The organism is Lentzea sp. NPDC051838 (assembly GCF_040681245.1).
Lineage (GTDB): Bacteria > Actinomycetota > Actinomycetes > Mycobacteriales > Pseudonocardiaceae > Lentzea.
This window is the reverse complement of the sequence record NZ_JBFAYI010000028.1, coordinates 93,061-110,527: the sequence shown is the minus strand read 5'-3', so window position 1 is coordinate 110,527 and position 17,467 is coordinate 93,061. Positions and strand designations below refer to the sequence as shown.

The window sequence follows — 17,467 nt, the reverse complement described above, 5'->3', positions numbered from 1 at the left end:
CGCAGCTCACAAACCCACGACAGACAACAAGAGACGGGCCGCCGCTGACGCGACGACCCGTCTCAAGGAACTCACCCCTGGTTAAAACACCAGGTCCACCTGAGGTGCACAAAAGCGCCGTTCATCGTTTTCAGCAGGTGCTAGAGGCGGTCGCCCACCTGGTTGACGAACCCGGACGCGTCCAGCGGCTCGTTCTGCGTGCCGAGGTACTCGTAGGTGTCCTTGTCGAACACCATCACCGTCGGCTTGGCCTTCGGTGACGAGCCCGCCGGCACCGGCCAGCTGATCCCGATCCCCGGCCGGCCGGACGAGACGTTCTCCACCACCGTCAGCCCCGGCACGTGGGTCGCCGCCTCGAACAACGCGGCCCGCTGCGGCCCCGGCAGGTACGAGCCGCTGACCATGCCCAGCACGTCCTTGCCGTACGAGTTGACCGACCGGTCCTTGTCCGTGCCCTGCAAGAACTTCAGCATGGCGTCAGCCGTGGTGGGCAGATCGTCCCGGTATGCGCGGCGTGGCGTGCACTCCTCGGTCGAACCCGTCGGCTGGTCGTACTTGTCGAGCACCTTCCTGCGGCCGCCGACGCAGCCCGGGAGGGTGTTCGGCGCGTCGTCCCCGCCGGTGCTGATCCTGCCGTCACGGGTGCCATCGGCCGAGAACCACGCCTCCCACTCGCCGTTGCGCACGTAGTAGAACTGGTCTGGCCGAGGCACCTCGTCGGGCTTCGAACGGGCTGCCGCGGCGGCGTGGTTCAGCAGCTGCACGGCGGTGTCCACCGGAGCCGTGGACGTGGGCGCCGCGTCGTGCCGGGCCGAGTCCGGTGAGGCGGACGGCAGCACCATCGCCACGGCGGTGACCGCTGCCGCCGCGGCGAGCGTGGCGACGGCGATGACGCCGGCACGGCCGCGCTTCGGTGGCTTCATGCCCGCCACGAACTGGGCACGTGCGGCCGCCAGCTGGTCGGCGGACTTGAGCGGGGTGTCGTCCAGTTCCCGGACGAGCTGAAGGTCATCCATTGTTGAGCAGCTCCTCTACTTCGGTGTGGTTGTCGGTTCCCAGCGCTTCCCTGACCTTGCGGCGGGCGCGGTTCAGCCGGGACCTCACCGTGCCCACGGGGATCGCCAGCGCCTCCGCGATCTCGAGATAGCTGAGCTGTTCCCACGCGACCAGCAGCAGCACGTCCCTGTCCTCGACGGACAACGCCGCCAGCGCGCCGGTCAACATCGACCGCATGGCCTGCGCGGTGACGTCCGCGGCCACTCGGTCGGCGTGGTCGGCAGCGGAGCGCACAACCGAGGGCATCCGGTACCGGCGCACCTCCTCCCGCCGGTGCTGACCGACCAGGTTGGTGGCGATGCCGTACAACCACGGCCGGGCGTCCTGGCGGGAGGAGTCGTAGCGCTCCCGTTTCGAGAACGCCACGAGGAACGTCTCGGCGACCAGGTCGTCTGCGACGTGCCGGCCGAGGCGCCGGGCGAGGTAGCGCTCGATGTGCGGTGCGTGCCGGTCGAAGATGCGAGCGAAGCTCTCCGGCACGCGAAGCGAAGCCGCGATGAGCTCCGCGTCGGTTGCTGTCATGGTGGCCTTTCCAGCGTTGGGTCTTCGCCCTGTTATCGGTAGATCGCCCCGAACGGGTTCACGGACCCGCCACTAGGGTGGCCGCATGGCGCTAGTTCTGGCGGTAGATCTCGGCACCACGGCCACGAAGGTCGTCGCGGTCGATGCCCAGGCCCGCGTTGTGGCGTCGACGGAACGCGGCTACCCGATGCGCACGAGTGGATCGGAAGCCACGCATGATCCGCGGCAGGTCCTGAACGCAGCCCTGGACGCGTTGGCCGAACTGGCTTCTGACGACGTCCGTGCCATCGCACTGACCGGTGCCATGCACTCGATCATGGGCCTCGACGCCTCGCTGAACCCCGTCACGGAGTCGCTGAGCTGGGCCGACAACCGGGCCGTCGAGCAGACCGAACGCCTGCGAGGTACCGAAGAAGGCCGCGAGCTGCACCAGCTCACCGGCGCCCCGATCCACTCGTTCACGCCGCTGATGAAGCTCGCGTGGTTCCACGAGAACGGGGTGCGGGCCGCGAAGTGGTGCGAGATCAAGGACTTCGTCCACCTGCACCTGACCGGAGAGCTGCTCAACGAGCACTCGAGTGGCTCCGGCACAGGCTTGATGAACATCAACACCCTGCAGTGGCACGAGCCGTCGCTGGAGTTCGCGGGCGTGACGGCCGACCAGTTGCCACCGCTCGTGGAACCGACTCACTCGACGCCGTTGGTGGCCGAGATTCCCGGGCTGCGCAAGGGAATCCCGGTGATCATCGGCGGTGGCGACGGCCCGCTCGGCAACCTCGGCGTCGGTGCGGCCACCCCAGGTGCAGGAGCGGTGTCGCTCGGCACCTCGGGCGCACTCCGCGTGGCACAACAGGGTCCTGGCGTCGACGAGGAAGGCCGCACGTTCAGCTACGCCATCGCCGAGGGCCTCTGGGTTCGCGGCGGCGCGATCAGCAACGGCGGCGTCGTGGCCCAGTGGGCGGCGGAAACGTTCAACATCCCGGTCGGTGATCTCCTCGACCAGGCCGCGGCCGTGGACTCCGACGGCCTCGTCGCGCTGCCGTACCTGCTCGGCGAGCGAGCGCCGTGGTGGGACCCGACCGCCCACGCGGCACTGCTCGGCCTGCGTCGCGAACACACCCCGCAGCAGATCACGAAAGCGCTGGTGGAGGGTGTGTGTCAGCAACTCGCGCTGGTGCTCGACGCCGTCCCTCAGGTGGACTCGCTGCGGATCACCGGCGGAGCGTTCCGCGCCCCGATCTGGGCTCAGACCCTGGCCAACACGCTCGGCATGCCGTTGCACCTGACCGAGGACGCGGGTGGGTCGGCCGTCGGCGCGGCCCTGCTGGCGTGGCGTGCCCTGGACGAGATCCCGAGCCTGACCGTCGACCTGGTGCGGCCGACGCGGACGATCACGCCCGACGAGGACGCGATCGTCAGGTACGCGAAGGCCCGGCCGTTCGTGGCGCGGGCGTACCGGGCGCTGGAGGAGCTGTACAGCGAGGGCACCGGCCCCAGAACGTGACCTCGGCACGTTCCACGTGGAAACCGGCTACCTCGACCGCCGGCTCGAAGGCGCAGTCCACGTCTTCGATCCGCCCGCATTCGCGACACACGAGGTGGTCCAGTGCCTGCACGGCCATCACCCTAGTCCTGCGATTTTGAACACATCAAGAAAACGAAGGGTTAAACATTTTGCCATCCGAGTGAGGATGGCTGTGTGGATCTCGCCCCCTTCAAACACGTCCTCATGCTGCCCAGGGTTCGTCCACTAGCGCTGTTGTTGTTCTTCGCGAGGATGCCTCCCGCGGCGACCGGCGTGATCCTGACCCTGCACGTCGCGGTGACATTGGACCGGGGCTACGGCGCGGCGGGCCTGGTGGGGGCGGCGGGCACGGTCGGCATGGGGCTCGGGGCTCCGCTGATGGGCAAGCTGATCGACAGCAGGGGGCTGCGGTCGATGCTGGCCCTGAGCGTCACGGCGACCGCGGTCTTCTGGCTGACCGCGCCGCTGATGAGCTACTGGACGTTGCTGGTCTGCTCGTTCCTCGTCGGTCTGCTGGGCGTGCCGATGATGTCGATCGGCCGCCAGATCATCACCGCGCTGGTGCCGGAGAGCCGCCGGCGCGTTGCCCTGTCGATCGACTCGATCTCGGTCGAGCTGTCGTTCATGGGCGGTCCGGCGCTCGGCGTGCTGGTCGCGACCAAGGTCTCCACGAACGCCGCGCTCGTCGCGATCGGCTGCTCGATCCTGGCCGTCGGAGTCGTCCTGTACTGGGCGAACCCGCCGATGGTGCACGAGGACGAGGTCGTCGACGGGCCGCAGCCGAAGATCTTCGAGTGGCTGCGCGGCCGTCTCGTCGGTGTGTTCGTCGTGTGTGTCGGTGCGACCGTGTGCCTCGGTGGCATGGAGGTCTCGGCCATCGCGTCGTTGGAGCACATCGGCAAGCAGAGCTGGCTGGGCGCGGTGTTCTTCGCGATGTGCGCGGCGTCGATCATCGGCGGCCTGGTCTACGGCGGTGTGAAGCGGGTGCCGAGCGTGCTGGTGCTGCTCGCGTTGATGGCGGCGCTGGAGATCCCCGTTGGGCTGGGCGATGGCAACGTGCTGCTGTTGTGCCTGCTCCTCGTGCCGATGAACCTCATGTGCGCGCCGTTGATCGCGGCTTCCGGTGAGCACATCTCCGGGCTCGCGCCGCCCACGGCTCGCGGGTTGGCTCTGGGGCTGCAGGGCTCGGCGTTCACCCTCGGCAACGCGATCGGCCAGCCGCTCGCGGGCGTGGCGATCGACCGCGCCGGGGCTCCTGCCGGGTTCGCGATCGTCGGCGTGATCGGGCTGCTGGTGGCGGGCGTCGCGTGGGTGCTCGCCCGGCAGCGCCAACAGGTAAATCCATTGCCAGTGGGGTGACGATGAGGGGCGTGAATCTCGCCCCGTTCAAACACGTCCTGGCGCTGCCGGGGGTTCGTCCCCTGATGCTGCTGATGCTCTTCGCCAGGATCCCTCCGACGGCGGCGGGCGTCACGGTGACCCTTCACGTCGTCACCACGCTGCACCAGGGTTACGCGGCCGCGGGCACCGTCGGTTTCGCGACCATGATCGGCTTAGGTCTCGGGTCGCCGTTGATGGGCAGGCTGGTCGACAGCAAGGGCCTGAGGTTCGTGCTCGCACTGAGCCTGCTCGAAGGCGTCTTCTGGGTCACCGCACCGCTGATGAACTACTACGTCCTGTTGGTGCTCGCGTTCGCCAACGGGCTGGTCGCGGTGCCGATGATGTCGATCGGGCGGCAGGCGTTGACCGCGCTCATCCCCGAACCGCAACGACGGCCGGCGTTCTCGCTGGACTCGATCTCGGTCGAGCTGTCGTTCATGGTCGGACCCGCTGCCGGTGTGGCCATCGCGACGAAGTTCTCGACCGGCACGGCGCTCATCTCGATCGGTGTGGCGATCCTGGTGGCCAGCGCGGTGCTGTTCGTGGTGAACCCGGCGCTGGTGCACGAGGACGAGGTCGTCGACGGTCCGCAACCGAAGCTCTTCGAGTGGCTGCGCGGCCCGGTGATCGCGGCGTTGATCATCCCGTTCGGCGCCACGATGACGTTGTCGGGCATGGAGATCGCCTCGATCGCGTCGCTGGAACGGGTGGGCGAGCAGAGCTGGCTGGGCCTGATCTTCGTGGTGATGTGCGCGGCGTCGGCGCTGGGCGGGCTCGTCTACGGCAGCCTGAAACGGGTGCCGAGCGGGGTCGTGCTGCTCGCGGTCATGGCGTTGCTGGAGATCCCGGTCGGGCTGGGTGACGGCAACGTGGCGCTGCTCGCGATCGCGTTGATCCCGATGAACTTCGCGTGCGCGCCGACCATCGCGGCCTCGACCGAGCTGATCAGCAAGCACGCGCCCGCGTCAGCTCGGGGACTCGCTCTGGGGCTGCAGGGTTCGGCGTTCACGTTTGGTGTCGCCGCTGGTCAGCCGCTCGCGGGGGTCGCCGTGGACCACAGCGGACCCCCGCTCGGCTTCGTCGTCGCAGGTCTGGCCGGACTGCTGATCGCCGGGCTGGGCTGGGCGTTCTCCCGCCAGCGTCAGGCGGTCTCGGCCACGTCCTGAGCAGAGTTCGTCAGCGCGAAGCCGGTCCGGAGCGCACCCACCGCCTCGGACACGGCCTCGCGGAAGATCCCGCCGACGCCGAGCACGTTCGCGAAGCCGTGGAACAGGCCCTCGTGCCTGCGCAGCACGACCGGAACACCCTCGGCGGCCAGGCGTTCCGCGAAGGCCTCGCCCTCGTCGCGCAACGGGTCGTAGCCCGCGGTCGCGATGTAGGTCGGGGGCAGCTTCGACAGGTCGTCGGCGAGCATGATCGACAGACGCGGGTCGTGCCGGTCCTTGCCGCCCTCGCTGTACTTGTCGAGGAACCAGTCCATCTTCTCGTCGGTCAGGAAGAACCCCTCGCCGAAGATCTCCCGCGACCGGCGGCGCACCGACGCGTCGACGCCGGGGTAGAAGAGCAGCAGGAACGCGAGGTCGATCTCGGCGGCGTGCGCGGTCACCGCGGCCAGGTTGCCGCCGGCGCTGTCACCGCCCAGCGCGATCCGTTTCGCGTCGATGCCCAGGTCCTCGGCCTTCGCGACGGCGTAACGCAGCACCTCGGCGGCGTCGTCGGCCGCGGCGGGGAACGGGGCCTCCGGTGCGAGCCGGTAGTCGGCCGCGAGCACCCGCACCCCGGCCTCCTTGGCGAGGAAGCGGCACAGCTGGTCGTGGCTCTCCAGGCTGCCGGTCACCCAGCCGCCACCGTGGTAGAAGATCAGCAGCGGCGAGCCCTCTGCCAGGCCATCTGGTGTGTAGAGGCGTCCGGCGAACTCGCCGATCGTGAGCTCCCGCGCCCCCACTCCGGTGATCTTCGGACCCGCGACGAGCTTGGAGCTCAGCTCCAGGTCGAGGCGGCTCTCGGAGGCTGACTTCGTGCGCCAGTCCGTTCCGGACAGCTGCTGGAGCCTCAGCAACAGCTGCGCCTCCGGGTGCAGGTCCTGGCCGTCCAGACGGATCGGCGTGCCGGCGATGAGGCGGCGCACGGGGCCGGGAAGACCGAACGCGAAGCGCAGAGCACCGGCCAGCACGGCCGCCTGGAAGTTCGACATGTGTTTCACGTTACTAGCGAGTAGTGCTAGATCTCCAGGTATCTGGAGGTGGAAGGATCGATGTCATGACGGTGACGGTGGTGGGCATCGGGGGCTCGATCAGGTCCGACTCGCAGTCCGAGCGGGCGCTGCGCGTGGCTCTGGAGGGTGCTCGCGAACTCGGTGCGGAGACGATCCAGTACAGCGGGCCTGAGCTGGTGCTTCCGTTCTACGACCCGTCCGTGCCGGAACGCACCGACGTCGCCCTGCGGATGGTGGAGGACCTGCGCAAGGCGGACGGCGTGATCCTCGTGTCGCCCGGCTACCACGGCACCGTGTCCGGTCTGGTCAAGAACGCCCTCGACTACATCGAGGATCTTCGTGACGACGAGCGCCCGTACCTGGACGGCCGCGCGGTTGGCACCATCACCGCCGCGTACGGCTGGCAGGCGGCGGTGAACACGTTGTCCGCGGTGCGCTCGATCGTGCACGCGCTGCGCGGCTGGCCGACGCCGCTGGGTGCCGCGATCAACTCCGCGCAGGTCAAGTTCGACGGCGATGGTGCCTGCTCAGACGTCGACGTGGACCGGAATCTGCGCGTCATCGGCCGCCAGGTCGTGGAGTTCGCGATGCGCCAGGCGTCTCATCTCGACGTGAACTGACTCACGATCGGGCAGATAAGTCGTGTGCGATCCGTTGGTACCAGTGAGTAACAAAACCACTGACTCAAGGGAGAGCGGAATGAACACGCTGTACACGGCCGAGGCGACTGCTTACGGCGAGGGACGCAACGGCGAGGTGCGCTCCTCCGACGGCGTGATCGACGAGGTTCTCTCGGTGCCGAAGGAGATGGGCGGCCCCGGCGGCGACGCGACCAACCCCGAGCAGCTCTTCGCAGCCGGCTACGCGGCGTGCTTCAACTCCGCCCTGGCGGCGGTCGCGCGCGCCGGGAAGATCCAGCTCCCCTCCTCCGAGGTGACCGCCAAGGTCGGCATCGGCCCGAACGGCGCTGGCGGCTTCCAGCTGACCGTCGCGCTCGCGGTGACGATCCCCGGCTTCGAGCAGGCCGTCGCGGAGAAGCTCGTCGAGCAGGCGCACCAGGTGTGCCCGTACTCCAACGCCACGCGCGGCAACATCGACGTGGCGCTGACCGTCGCGGTCTGAGCTACATCAGCTGACGGATGGCCCGTTCCTCGATGGAGCGGGCCTCGTCCACTTTCCGGGCCAGTTCGTCGTAGTCGCCGCCTTGGGCGATCTCCGACCAGAGCTTCCCGCTCGCGCGGAACTCCTGTGCGCCGGGGAGATTCACCTCGTCGAGGAAGTCGGCGTAGAGCGGGCGGGTGGCTCCTGGCCCCGTGTACTCGACCTCGAGGCAGTCGTGCAGGCGCTGTTTCACGAAGCCGGGGTCGTCGGCCCAGCGCTGCGTCCAGCCCTTCTTCCCCTTGTCTCGCAACTGTTCCGCGAGCTTGCGCATGCCGGAGAAGCCGAAGTTCACGTCGAAGTTGTTGCCCAGCACCGGTCCGGTGAGGTGCTCGCAGGTCATCTTGACCGCTTTGGCGACGTCCGGCTCACCGGTGCGTTCGCCGATGCTGATCATCTCGTGCTTGCCGTTGCCCCACCGCAGCATGAACTCGTCGATCGGCTCGTGCGTGGTGCCCTGGTTGAGCATCGTGACCGTGTCGCCGTCGACGCCGAGCACGCCGACCGGGTGCTTGTACTGGCCGAGCATGCAGATCACCGGCCCCTCGGCGTTCCTGAGCTGCTGCTCGGCTTTCTTCTTCGACGTCGTGGTCGTGACGTCGTGCGCGATGCCGGCGTGGGTGAGCGCGGCCTGGATGAACGGCGGCGCCGGGTGGTGGCGGGCGATGATCGTCATGGTCGGCGGGTGGCCCTTGTACTCGAACACGAAGTACATGAACCCGATGCCGCCGGCTAGTCCGGCCAGCATCGCCTCCGACCACTCGTCGTCGAGGAGCTCCCGCAGCAGCCACGAGTCGTGCATCTGGCCGGGGCCTGCGCCTCGCGCGGGGCCTGCCGGGCGGGCGTTTTCGTGCTCGGTCACAGCTGGCTATCGCGCGCACGGAACCCGGCGTTTCCGACACCGGCCCCGTGGTGTGTCACGGTGGCCGAGCAGCCGCACCCACCGCCCCCCGCGCGCTTCCTCCTGGCGCAACGCGCGAACTCCGGTTTTGGTTCCCGCGTTGTCCACAGGCTACCCGACCCCCGATAACCGCAGGTCAGTCGCGTTGACTCACAGAAAATGCCCGCGTAGCGGCTTCGTTGCCTCATGAGGAAGTGCCCGCGAAGCCATGTCGGCGCATCGTTGGCGATGGGGTTGAGCATGGGTGAGCGCAAGGTGGTGACCGGTCAGCTCGCCCGCCGCTATCACGCCGCGGGCCGGGCTCAGAAGGCGGTGATGCTGACCGAGCTGTGCGCGTTGACCGGGTGGCATCGTGATCACGCCCGCACAGCACTGCGGCAGGCTTACCGGCCGGGAGCCGTTGTGCGGCAGCGGAAACCGCGTGACCCGTACTACGGTGAGGCGGAGTTGGCCGCGTTGCGGAAGGTGTGGGCGATCCTGGACGCCCCGGCCGGGAAACGCCTGGCGCCGTTCCTGCCCGAGATCGTCGACCGGCTGATCGCCTGCGGTGAGCTCGACCTGCCCGACGAGGTCCGCTACCGGCTGGTGCGGATGTCCGCCGCGACCATCGACCGCCGGCTGGCCGCGGAGCGGGCCCGGTGGAAGACGAAAGGCCGGCGGTTGACCAAGCCGGGCAGCCTGCTCAAGTCCCAGATCCCGATCCGGACCTGGCGTGAGTGGGACGACGCCCGGCCGGGGTTCGTGGAGGTCGACCTGGTCGGCCACGAGGGCGGCAACCCGTGCGGCGAGTTCGCCTGCACCCTGACCGTCACCGACATCGCCACCGGCTGGACCGTGGTGCGGGCGGTGCGCAACAAAGCCCGCGTGCACGTCGTCGCGGCGATCCGTGAGATCGCCGCGACGTTCCCGTTCCCGGTGCTGGGGATCGACTCCGACAACGGCGGTGAGTTCATCAACGCCCACCTGTTCGCTTACTGCGCCGAGCAGGAGATCACCTTCACCCGGTCCAGGCCGGGCAACAAGAACGACGGCGCCCACGTCGAGCAGAAGAACTGGTCGGTCGTGCGCCAGGCCGTGGGCTACCACCGCTACAGCGGCGACCTGCAGGTCGATCTGCTCAACGGGATCTACGCCCTGCTCAACGAGCAGATCAACTTCTTCACACCACAACAGAAGTTGATCAGCGCGGTTCGCGACGGCCCGAAACTGATCAGGCACCACGACACGGCGCAGACCCCGTTCCAGCGAGCCTGCGCCGACCCGACCGTCGACATCTACGACAAATCACGCCTGCACGGCCACTACCTGACCCTCAACCCCGCCGCCATCCGCCGCGAGATCCACGCCCTCACCGACGCCCTCGCCACTGAAGTGACCAGGAGATACTTCCCAGTCAAGCCCTACCGAGGCCTGTCCGTCACGGGCATTTCCCATGAGGCAACGAAGCCACCTACGCGGGCATCTTGACGTGAGGCAATGGGCAGTGAATCGGCAGCCTGTGGACAACTCGCGATCAAGGCCAGCGCGTCCCCGGCGTCAGGGCGCGACGAGCTGAATTTCGCGGTGCAACTTGCCGTCGACGTCCGGGTAGTAGCTCAGCTCGCCGTCGCTCCACCGCACGACGATGCCGTTGCCGCGCCCGGCCGTGACCGTGGCGTGCTTCCAGAGGTCGTTCGGCGCCTGGACCTGGTGCTCCTGGCCGAGGCTCGCGGTCGCGACGTCGCTGTAGATCGTGAACTCGCCGTCACTCCACCGGACCAGCAGATCCGGCGTGTTGGAGCCGGTCCAATTGCCTCCGGAGATCGTCTGGGCGTGCGTCCAGATGCTCTTGGGTGCGGCGAGCTGACGTTCCGAGCCCAGCTTGTTCGCGGCGATGCCTTGGTACAGCGTGGTCTCACCGTCGTTCCACACCACGACGAGGTCGCCGCCGAGGCCGGCGATGTAGGAGGCGTGGTCCTTCCACAGGGCGTTGGGCGCGGCGAGCTGGACCTCGTTGTGGAAGCCGCTCTCGTTCACCGACCCGTAGTAGGTGACCTCTCCGTCGTCCCACGTGACGACGAGCCCGTTGTTGACGGTCGCGATGCCCTTGGCGTGCGTCCAGATGCTGCCCGCCGCTGCCAGTCGCGTCTCACCGGCGAACGGCTTCTGCGGGTCGTTGGTCGAGCCGCCCTGGTAGAGCGTCACCTCGCCGTCGCTCCACCGCACGATCATGTCCGGCTGCGTGCTGCCGGTGAACCTGCCCGAGGTGATCAGCTGCGCGTGCTTCCACGTCCCGGCGCCGCCGAGCGGGTAGCCGAGATTGCCGTTGCCGGGCGGGACCGGTGCCGCGACCGCCTTGTCGTACAACGCTTTCACGCGGCTGTCGAAGCGGACGCTGTAGTTGCGCGGGTCGGTGGCTGGCAGGTTCTGCCCTTTGCCGCCGATGACGCCGATCAGGTCCTTCGTGCCGCGACCGCCTTGTCGTACAACGCTTTCACGCGGCTGTCGAAGCGGACGCTGTAGTTGCGCGGGTCGGTCGCCGGCAGGTTCTGCCCCTTGCCGCCGATGACACCGATCAGGTCCTTCGTGCCGCGCAGCACCCACGGCCCGCCGCTGAACCCGCCCGGAATCCCGAGGCACTGCAACGTTTCCCAGTACTGCCCGTCCTTGTTCGCCGTGCTGTCGCACAGGTACGGCTTGTCCTTCGCGGACGGATACCCGTACACCGTCATGTCTGCGGGCAGCGTCGCGTCGATCTTCAGGTTGAACGACCCGGTGACCTCGGCGATGTTCTTCCCGTTGCGCGGCTGCAGAACCACGAACGCGAAGTCGTACGGCGACCCGGCGTTGTTGTCGTGGTTCGTCGCGTAGCCGGGGTCGACGTAGATCGCCGCCGACTGCCACGTCCCGTACGGCGCCTGCCCGTCGTGGTAGCCGGGCGTGAAGTACACCTTGCTCTTGCCGTAGACGCAGTGCGCCGCCGTCGCGATCACGTTGCCGCGCGGGCTGCCGACGACGCTGCCCGAGCAGTGGTGGTCGGTCGGGTCGCCGCCGTCGGACAACGACCCGACCTCGGCCCGCGGTGTGGCGACCTTGCTCTGCGGCGTGGCGGCTTCCGCGGCGTGCACCGGCAGCATCAACGCCACCAGCGCGAACGCCGCTCCCCAGTGAGCTTTCCTCATGCTCGCGACTTTATGGACACCCCGGTGACGTTTCCCTGACTCCGCTCACCGCGGGCTGATCGCCACGGCGTCCTCGTCGCGCAGCGGTAGCCGGATCCCTCGCCCGACATCCCACTCGCCCTTGAAGTTCTCGGTCAGCCAGCCGAGCCTGACCACGACGCCGGACGACGTGGTGAAGTCGACCGGATCACCGCTCTTCAGCTCGGCGGGCCCGGTCGGCGTGAAGGTCAGAGTGCCGTTCGGCCGGGTTTTGAGCACACCGGGGACGTCTGCGGATCCGATGCGCACCGTGCCCTTGCCCGGCTGGGTGATGGGGGAGATGTCGACCCGACCGGAGTCGTCCACGACCACACCCACCAGCACGTGCCAGTTGACGATCAGGTCCCCGACCGCCGGCTTCGGATACCGGGCGGTGATCGTGTCGCCCTCGCTGGACACCGGCGCCGCGGTCATCGCCGTGTCGCGTACCCCGGCGCCGGGCCACGTCGGCCGCCCGTCGGAGTCCTCGTCGGTGTACGTGGTGATCGTGCGGTTCCACGCCCCTTCCCCGCGCGGCAGGATCCGCCAGATGATCTCCCCGGACGATCCGCCGCCGAACAACATCGAGGGCAGTCCAGGCGCGGCCAGCGCGAACGCCAGGCTGCCCCCGTCCGGGATCGGCGCGTCGGCGGGGTCCTGGCGGTTGGCGATGAAGCCGATGGCCATCGGTTCCGGGTCCGGGAAGCTCAGCGCGCGCACGAACAACTGATCGCTGCTCGGTGTGCCGGTCGTCGCGGGGCTGGTCACGAAAGCCACCACCGGCCGCTCGTCCGCGGTCTCGCCGGCCAGGGCCACCAGCACGACGTTCACCGGCAGCGACGACGACCGGCCGGCGTAGACCGGCTCCACGTCACCGACCGGGACACCCGTGTCGCGCCACACCTGCTCGGCCCGGTCGAGCAGCGCCTCGTCGGCGGCCAACTCGCCCCGCAGGGCCCAGTCGTCGTGGTCGTCCGGCTGGTAGACCGTCGCGTCGACCACGACCCACATGACGGCCACCCCGACCGCGACGAACAAGACGCAGGCGAGCGCTGCACTGAACAGCGCTCGCCCGATCCACGTCAGGTTGTCGTCCAACTCCGGCCGCCCCCCAGCTGCCCTCTACTTCGCCAGATGCCTCCGCGCGAAGTCCACCTCGGCCGCCGTCTGCCGCATCGTCTCGGCGACGACCAGCGAGCCGTGTCCCGCGTCGTAGCGGTACATCTCGTAAGTGTGATCACGAGCCGCGAGAGCGTCGAGGTAATTGTCGATCTGGCGAATCGGGCAGCGCGGGTCGTTCTCACCCGCGAGCACCAGCACCGGCGCGGTCACCTGGTCGATGTAGGTGAGCGGCGAGCACTCCTCGTAGAGCTCGGGCAGCTCCTCCGGCGAACCGCCGAACAACGCCCGGTCGAACGCGCGCAGCGGCTCCATCTCGTCCTCGTACGCCGCGAAGTAGTCGGCCACCGGGACACCCGCGACGCCGACAGCCCAGCGTTCCGGCTGCACACCGATGCCGAGCAGCGTCAGATAGCCTCCCCAGCTCGCGCCGCTGAGCACGGACTTCGACGGTTCGGTGAGCCCGGACTCGACCGCCCAGTCGTGGACGGCGGCGATGTCCTCGAGCTCGGTGAGGCCCGGCCTGCCCTCGATCGCGTCGCGCCACTTCGAGCCGTAGCCGCTGGAGCCGCGGTAGTTCACGTGCACGGTGGCGAACCCGGCGTCCAGCCACACCGCGCGGTAGGCGGAGAAGCGGTCCTCGTCCGACGAGTGCGGGCCGCCGTGGATCAGGAAGACGGTCGGGAACGGGCCCTCGCCGTCGGGCTTCGAGACGAGCGCGTGCACCTCGCCGACGAAGACGTCCTGCAACGGCGCGGACGTCGCGGGAACGGCGCCGACCGGCTCGACCAGCACGCTCTCGGTGCCGTCGGTCGCCAGCGCGCGGATCACCGTGGACCTCTCGGCGGACGACCACGAGTACTCGACGGTGCCGTCCGGACGCACGCCCGCGGAGCCGACCACACCCGGTGCGGTGTCCAGAGTGGACAGTTCGCCGGTCGTGAGGTCGTAGCGGTGCACGGTGTTGCGCGCGTGGTGGGTGTGCACGATCAGCAACGCGGAGGCGTCCGGGTACCAGTCCGCGGCGACCTCACCCGGCAGGTCGAGGACGATCTCGGTCTCGGTGTCCGTGGCGACGTCCCAGACCAGCAGCTCCTCGCGGCCGCGGCGCTCGTGCAGCACGAGCAGCCGCTGGTCGCCGCGCACCGGGCTGAACGAGATCGCGTCCAGCCCGAGGCCCTTGCCGTCCCACTTCTCGGCCACGACCGAGCCATCCGAGGCGTTCAGAGCACGCAGGGCCATGTGCCGGTTGTCGCCGTGCTCGGAGTGCGCGATCACGACCAGCGACTCGTCCTTCGACAGCGCGGTCACGCCGGCGTCGTTGACGTGCTGGTAGATGACCTCGGAGGTGCCGTTGCGCGACAACCACACCGTGGTGCCGTCATCGGTCGACGCGGCCACGGCGACGACGTCCCGGCCGAGCTCGAGCCCGGCGGGGTAGCCGGCGTGGACGTCACGAAGAGCGGGCTCGGCCTTGCTGCCGTCGGCGTCGAACGGTTCGCGCACCCAGACACCGAACTCGTCGCCGTCGTGGTCGTCGAACCACCAGATCTCGGAGCCGTCCGGGTTCAGCGTGGCGTGCGACGTGCCGTTCGGGCGGTCCGTGACTTTGCGGTGCTCGTCCTTCGCGCGGTCCCAGGCGTAGATCTCCCAGACGCCACTCGCGTTGGAGACGTACAGCGTGCGGTCCGGTGCGTCGTCAGCCCAGCCCGGCAGGCTCATCCGGGGAGCGGTGAACCGCTCGCGCCACCGGGTCTCGGCGGCCGGATCGTCGAAAAGCTGGTCCGGAACGTTCGGAGCGGGGTGCGTTGTCACGTCTCAACACTAGAGTCAGAGCCGGTTCTAGGGGGATTCGAAATGACACAACCACCGCAGTGGGGTGCACAGCTGCACCCACCTCCGATGTCTCTCCAGATGCCGCCGCGTCTCATGACGGCGGCCCTGCTGCACTGGTTCCTCGCCGTCGCGAGCTGCGCTCTCGCCGCGGTCACCGCCGTGGGCCGCTCGATCTCCGAGGACAGCGTGCTCTGGGGTGCCTGGTACGGCAGCTACATCGCGTTTCTCGGGCTGATCAACGTGTTCGCGGTGCTGGGGCTGTACCGCCAGAACGCCCCCGAGGTGACGACGTCGCGGCTCGCGAGCGGCCTCACGTTCCTCCAGTTCGGCAACGCGCTGCAGCGCTCGGTGCTGCGGGAGGGCTTCCCGACCGTCCCAGGGGTCCTGGTCGCGGTGATCGCGGTGTTGTGCGTGGTCGCCTTCGTCCTCACGTTCGGGCCGCGGGTGAAGCACTGGAAGGCAGCGAACCGCCGATGACGTTCGAACTCGCCCAGGTCAACATCTCGCGGCTGCTGGCACCGCTGGACAGCCCGCTGCTCAAGGAGTTCGTCGACGCCCTCGACGAGGTGAACGCGGTCGCGGACGCCGCATCGGGCTTCCGCTGGCGGTTGCAGAGCGAAGCGGGCGACGCGACCGCGATCCGGGTCTTCGACGACGACTGGCTGATCGTGAACATGTCCGTGTGGGAGTCGCCGGAGACGTTGCTGGACTTCGTCTACGGCGACGCCCACCGGGCTGTGTTGCGTGGCCGGCGCCAGTGGTTCCACCACCCGGCCGAGGCGATGACGGCGTTGTGGTGGGTGCCTGCTGGGCACCGGCCGTCAGTCGCCGAAGCCGAGGAACGGTTGGTGCACCTGCGTTCGCACGGCCCGTCGTCTCATGTGTTCACGCTGAAGCAGACCTACGGCGCGACGTCCGCGTAGCTGGTGCCGAGCTTGGCGCTGTTGAGCCAGGCCGTGGCGCGCCCGCTGTTGGGACCCGACCGGTAGACACCCCACTTGGTGTTGACGTGCGTGCCCCACAGCGTCGCGCCGGCGTAGCGTTTCTGGCCGTTGTCGAACGTCTGCTGCACCCCGTTGCGGTACAGCTCGACCCAGCCGTCGTTGCCGCGGCTGAGCTTGAAGCCGATCACCCAGTCGTTCCACTGGCCGGTCGGGAACGGCACGGTCCAGATGTGCTTGGTGCCGCCGCTCGGCGCGGTGAGCTGGAAGTGGAGCTTGCCGTCGCCGAGCGTCCGCAGCACGAACGGCCCCGACTTGGGCTGCGACCCGCTCGACCCGGAGATGTGCAGCTGGTAGACCGCGATCCAGTGGCCGCCGTTGGGGTTGACGTCCCACTTCGCCCGCCAGCCGAAGTAGAAGGTCTTGCCGACGTCCGCCGAGCCGATCCGGTAGGGCGAGCCGTTCTTGCGCATGCCCCGGCTCTCGCAGCGCTCCTTGCCGTTGCTCCAGTCCCAGGTCTCGTACTTGATCGACGCGCCGTACTTCGCGTCGTTGGCGACGGTGATGCTGCCCGGATCCTGTTCCAGCCCGTCGAACACGGCCGCCGGTCCCTTCGCGGGATCGGCTTCCCACAAGACGTTCGCGGCGTGTGCCTGGCTCGGGGTGAGCAAAGCGGCAATGATCGTTGCGGTGAGCGCCCAGTGTGCGCGCATCAGATCTCCTTCGGTACAAAGCCCGCGGCGAAGGCATAGATCGGATGTCTGCGGCGTGGTCAGCACACTATCGGCGATCAATTGATCGCACCAGGTTTCGCCGCGCCCCGGAATATCTAGGTTGCACGCCCATCGGGAGTTAATGTTCATACATGTCCGAAACGATGGAACGCCTCGCCGGGGCAGCCACGTTGGAGGAAGTGCAACGGATCGTCCGCACCACGGCCCGTTCCTCGCTGGCAGCCCACGGCGCCACGTTGGTGCTGCTTGACGGCGACCTCTGCTACTACGCGGACGAGGACTCGATGAGCCCGCTGTGGAAGGGGCAGCGCTTTCCCGCGGTGAACTGCATCAGCGGCTGGGCGATGATCAATCGCCAAACCGTCGCGATCAGGGACATTCGCTTCGACGCGAGGATTCCTCAAGAAGCGTATCGCCCGACATTTGTGCGAAGCCTGCTCATGGCCCCGATCCTGCGCCCTGATCCACTCGGCGCGATCGGTTGCTACTGGGCCGTCCCGCACACCGCGACGCCCGCGGAAACCGAGACGCTGGAATCGCTGGCCCGCGTTGCCGGCGAGGCGCTGGAACGCTTCCCGGAAGGCCTGCCCGCGCGGGGCTTCTTCAACTAGACGACCCGGAAGTGCCGCAGCGTCAACGGCTGCTGCAGGTACTCGTCCTCGTCGGGGAAGGTCACGGGGTCGGTGCGCCACCCAGGCCCGGCGTAGTTCTGCAGCGCCTGCTCGTCGCGCCAGTGGCTCACGTACTGAACCCGTTGCGGCTCTTGAAGGTCGACCAGGACCTCGTGGCCGATCAGGCCGTCGTACGTCTCCGGGAACGTCCGGACGAGATCTCGCACCCGTTCGACGAACTCCTGCTCACGCCCCGGCTTCACGAGCGCTTCGGACACACGGGTCAGCAT

Annotated in this window: 19 protein-coding genes; 9 read left to right on the top strand and 10 right to left on the bottom strand. The window is 68.5% G+C overall.

Annotated features, from left to right (window positions below; translation table 11 throughout):
* Positions 1-140 precede the first annotated feature (140 nt).
* Positions 141-1,016, bottom strand: a complete 876-nt coding sequence (locus AB0M24_RS38125) for a CU044_5270 family protein (protein WP_363778347.1) — start codon at positions 1,014-1,016, stop codon at positions 141-143.
* Positions 1,009-1,578 carry an RNA polymerase sigma factor gene (locus AB0M24_RS38120; protein ID WP_363778346.1) on the bottom strand — a complete coding sequence of 190 codons (570 nt, stop codon included), beginning with the start codon at positions 1,576-1,578 and terminating at the stop codon, positions 1,009-1,011. The genes AB0M24_RS38125 and AB0M24_RS38120 overlap by 8 nt, the downstream gene beginning before the upstream one ends.
* 85 nt (positions 1,579-1,663) lie before the next feature.
* Here AB0M24_RS38120 and AB0M24_RS38115 point away from each other — a divergent pair, with 85 nt between their 5' ends.
* From AB0M24_RS38115 to AB0M24_RS38105, 3 genes are all read left to right on the top strand, one after another.
* On the top strand, positions 1,664-3,082 hold the full coding sequence (locus tag AB0M24_RS38115) for a gluconokinase (protein WP_363778345.1): 1,419 nt from the start codon (positions 1,664-1,666) through the stop codon (positions 3,080-3,082).
* Positions 3,083-3,277: 195 nt separating this feature from the next.
* The gene (locus AB0M24_RS38110; protein ID WP_363778344.1) at positions 3,278-4,462 is read left to right on the top strand and encodes an MFS transporter; all 1,185 of its coding nucleotides are present in this window, start codon (positions 3,278-3,280) and stop codon (positions 4,460-4,462) included.
* A gap of 11 nt (positions 4,463-4,473) precedes the next feature.
* Entirely contained in the window at positions 4,474-5,649 is a 1,176-nt protein-coding gene (locus AB0M24_RS38105; protein WP_363778343.1) for an MFS transporter, read from the top strand.
* Here AB0M24_RS38105 and AB0M24_RS38100 read toward each other — a convergent pair.
* On the bottom strand, positions 5,625-6,677 hold the full coding sequence (locus AB0M24_RS38100; RefSeq protein WP_363778342.1) for an alpha/beta hydrolase: 1,053 nt from the start codon (positions 6,675-6,677) through the stop codon (positions 5,625-5,627). The genes AB0M24_RS38105 and AB0M24_RS38100 overlap by 25 nt on opposite strands.
* 65 nt (positions 6,678-6,742) lie before the next feature.
* On the opposite strand from AB0M24_RS38100, the gene AB0M24_RS38095 reads away from it, so the two are divergent.
* Entirely contained in the window at positions 6,743-7,318 is a 576-nt protein-coding gene (locus tag AB0M24_RS38095) for an NAD(P)H-dependent oxidoreductase (RefSeq protein ID WP_363778341.1), read from the top strand.
* A gap of 79 nt (positions 7,319-7,397) precedes the next feature.
* Positions 7,398-7,820: an organic hydroperoxide resistance protein gene (locus AB0M24_RS38090; RefSeq protein WP_363778340.1), complete on the top strand. Its 423-nt coding sequence runs from the start codon at positions 7,398-7,400 to the stop codon at positions 7,818-7,820.
* 1 nt (position 7,821) lies between these two features.
* On the opposite strand, the gene AB0M24_RS38085 is transcribed toward AB0M24_RS38090, so the two are convergent.
* Positions 7,822-8,718 (bottom strand): DUF4872 domain-containing protein, encoded by an 897-nt coding sequence (locus AB0M24_RS38085; protein WP_363778339.1) that lies wholly within the window; start codon positions 8,716-8,718, stop codon positions 7,822-7,824.
* Positions 8,719-8,997: 279 nt separating this feature from the next.
* Between AB0M24_RS38085 and AB0M24_RS38080 the strand changes: the two genes are divergently transcribed.
* Entirely contained in the window at positions 8,998-10,224 is a 1,227-nt protein-coding gene (locus AB0M24_RS38080) for a transposase family protein (RefSeq protein WP_363778338.1), read from the top strand.
* 69 nt (positions 10,225-10,293) lie between these two features.
* On the opposite strand, the gene AB0M24_RS38075 is transcribed toward AB0M24_RS38080, so the two are convergent.
* The 4 genes from AB0M24_RS38075 to AB0M24_RS38060 all read right to left on the bottom strand — a co-directional run bounded on the left by AB0M24_RS38075 (position 10,294) and on the right by AB0M24_RS38060 (position 14,870).
* Positions 10,294-11,112, bottom strand: coding sequence for a hypothetical protein (locus AB0M24_RS38075; RefSeq protein ID WP_363778337.1), 819 nt, complete (start codon positions 11,110-11,112; stop codon positions 10,294-10,296).
* A gap of 77 nt (positions 11,113-11,189) precedes the next feature.
* The gene (locus tag AB0M24_RS38070; RefSeq protein WP_363778336.1) at positions 11,190-11,918 is read right to left on the bottom strand and encodes a trypsin-like serine protease; all 729 of its coding nucleotides are present in this window, start codon (positions 11,916-11,918) and stop codon (positions 11,190-11,192) included.
* A 45-nt stretch (positions 11,919-11,963) separates the two neighbouring features.
* Positions 11,964-13,034 carry a hypothetical protein gene (locus AB0M24_RS38065; protein WP_363778335.1) on the bottom strand — a complete coding sequence of 357 codons (1,071 nt, stop codon included), beginning with the start codon at positions 13,032-13,034 and terminating at the stop codon, positions 11,964-11,966.
* Between the two features lie 24 nt (positions 13,035-13,058).
* Entirely contained in the window at positions 13,059-14,870 is a 1,812-nt protein-coding gene (locus AB0M24_RS38060) for a prolyl oligopeptidase family serine peptidase (protein WP_363778334.1), read from the bottom strand.
* Between the two features lie 87 nt (positions 14,871-14,957).
* Between AB0M24_RS38060 and AB0M24_RS38055 the strand changes: the two genes are divergently transcribed.
* Both AB0M24_RS38055 and AB0M24_RS38050 read left to right on the top strand, forming a co-directional pair.
* Positions 14,958-15,368, top strand: coding sequence for a hypothetical protein (locus tag AB0M24_RS38055; RefSeq protein ID WP_363778333.1), 411 nt, complete (start codon positions 14,958-14,960; stop codon positions 15,366-15,368).
* Positions 15,365-15,814: a DUF3291 domain-containing protein gene (locus tag AB0M24_RS38050; RefSeq protein ID WP_363778332.1), complete on the top strand. Its 450-nt coding sequence runs from the start codon at positions 15,365-15,367 to the stop codon at positions 15,812-15,814. Before AB0M24_RS38055 ends, AB0M24_RS38050 begins: the two co-directional genes overlap by 4 nt.
* Here AB0M24_RS38050 and AB0M24_RS38045 read toward each other — a convergent pair.
* Positions 15,793-16,545, bottom strand: a complete 753-nt coding sequence (locus AB0M24_RS38045; RefSeq protein ID WP_363778331.1) for a heparin lyase I family protein — start codon at positions 16,543-16,545, stop codon at positions 15,793-15,795. The genes AB0M24_RS38050 and AB0M24_RS38045 overlap by 22 nt on opposite strands.
* Before the next feature lie 152 nt (positions 16,546-16,697).
* Between AB0M24_RS38045 and AB0M24_RS38040 the strand changes: the two genes are divergently transcribed.
* Complete coding sequence (locus tag AB0M24_RS38040; RefSeq protein ID WP_363778330.1) at positions 16,698-17,177, top strand: GAF domain-containing protein; 480 nt, start codon at positions 16,698-16,700, stop codon at positions 17,175-17,177.
* On the opposite strand, the gene AB0M24_RS38035 is transcribed toward AB0M24_RS38040, so the two are convergent.
* The gene (locus AB0M24_RS38035; protein WP_363778329.1) at positions 17,174-17,467 is read right to left on the bottom strand and encodes an antibiotic biosynthesis monooxygenase family protein; all 294 of its coding nucleotides are present in this window, start codon (positions 17,465-17,467) and stop codon (positions 17,174-17,176) included. The two genes, AB0M24_RS38040 and AB0M24_RS38035, sit on opposite strands and share 4 nt — an antisense overlap.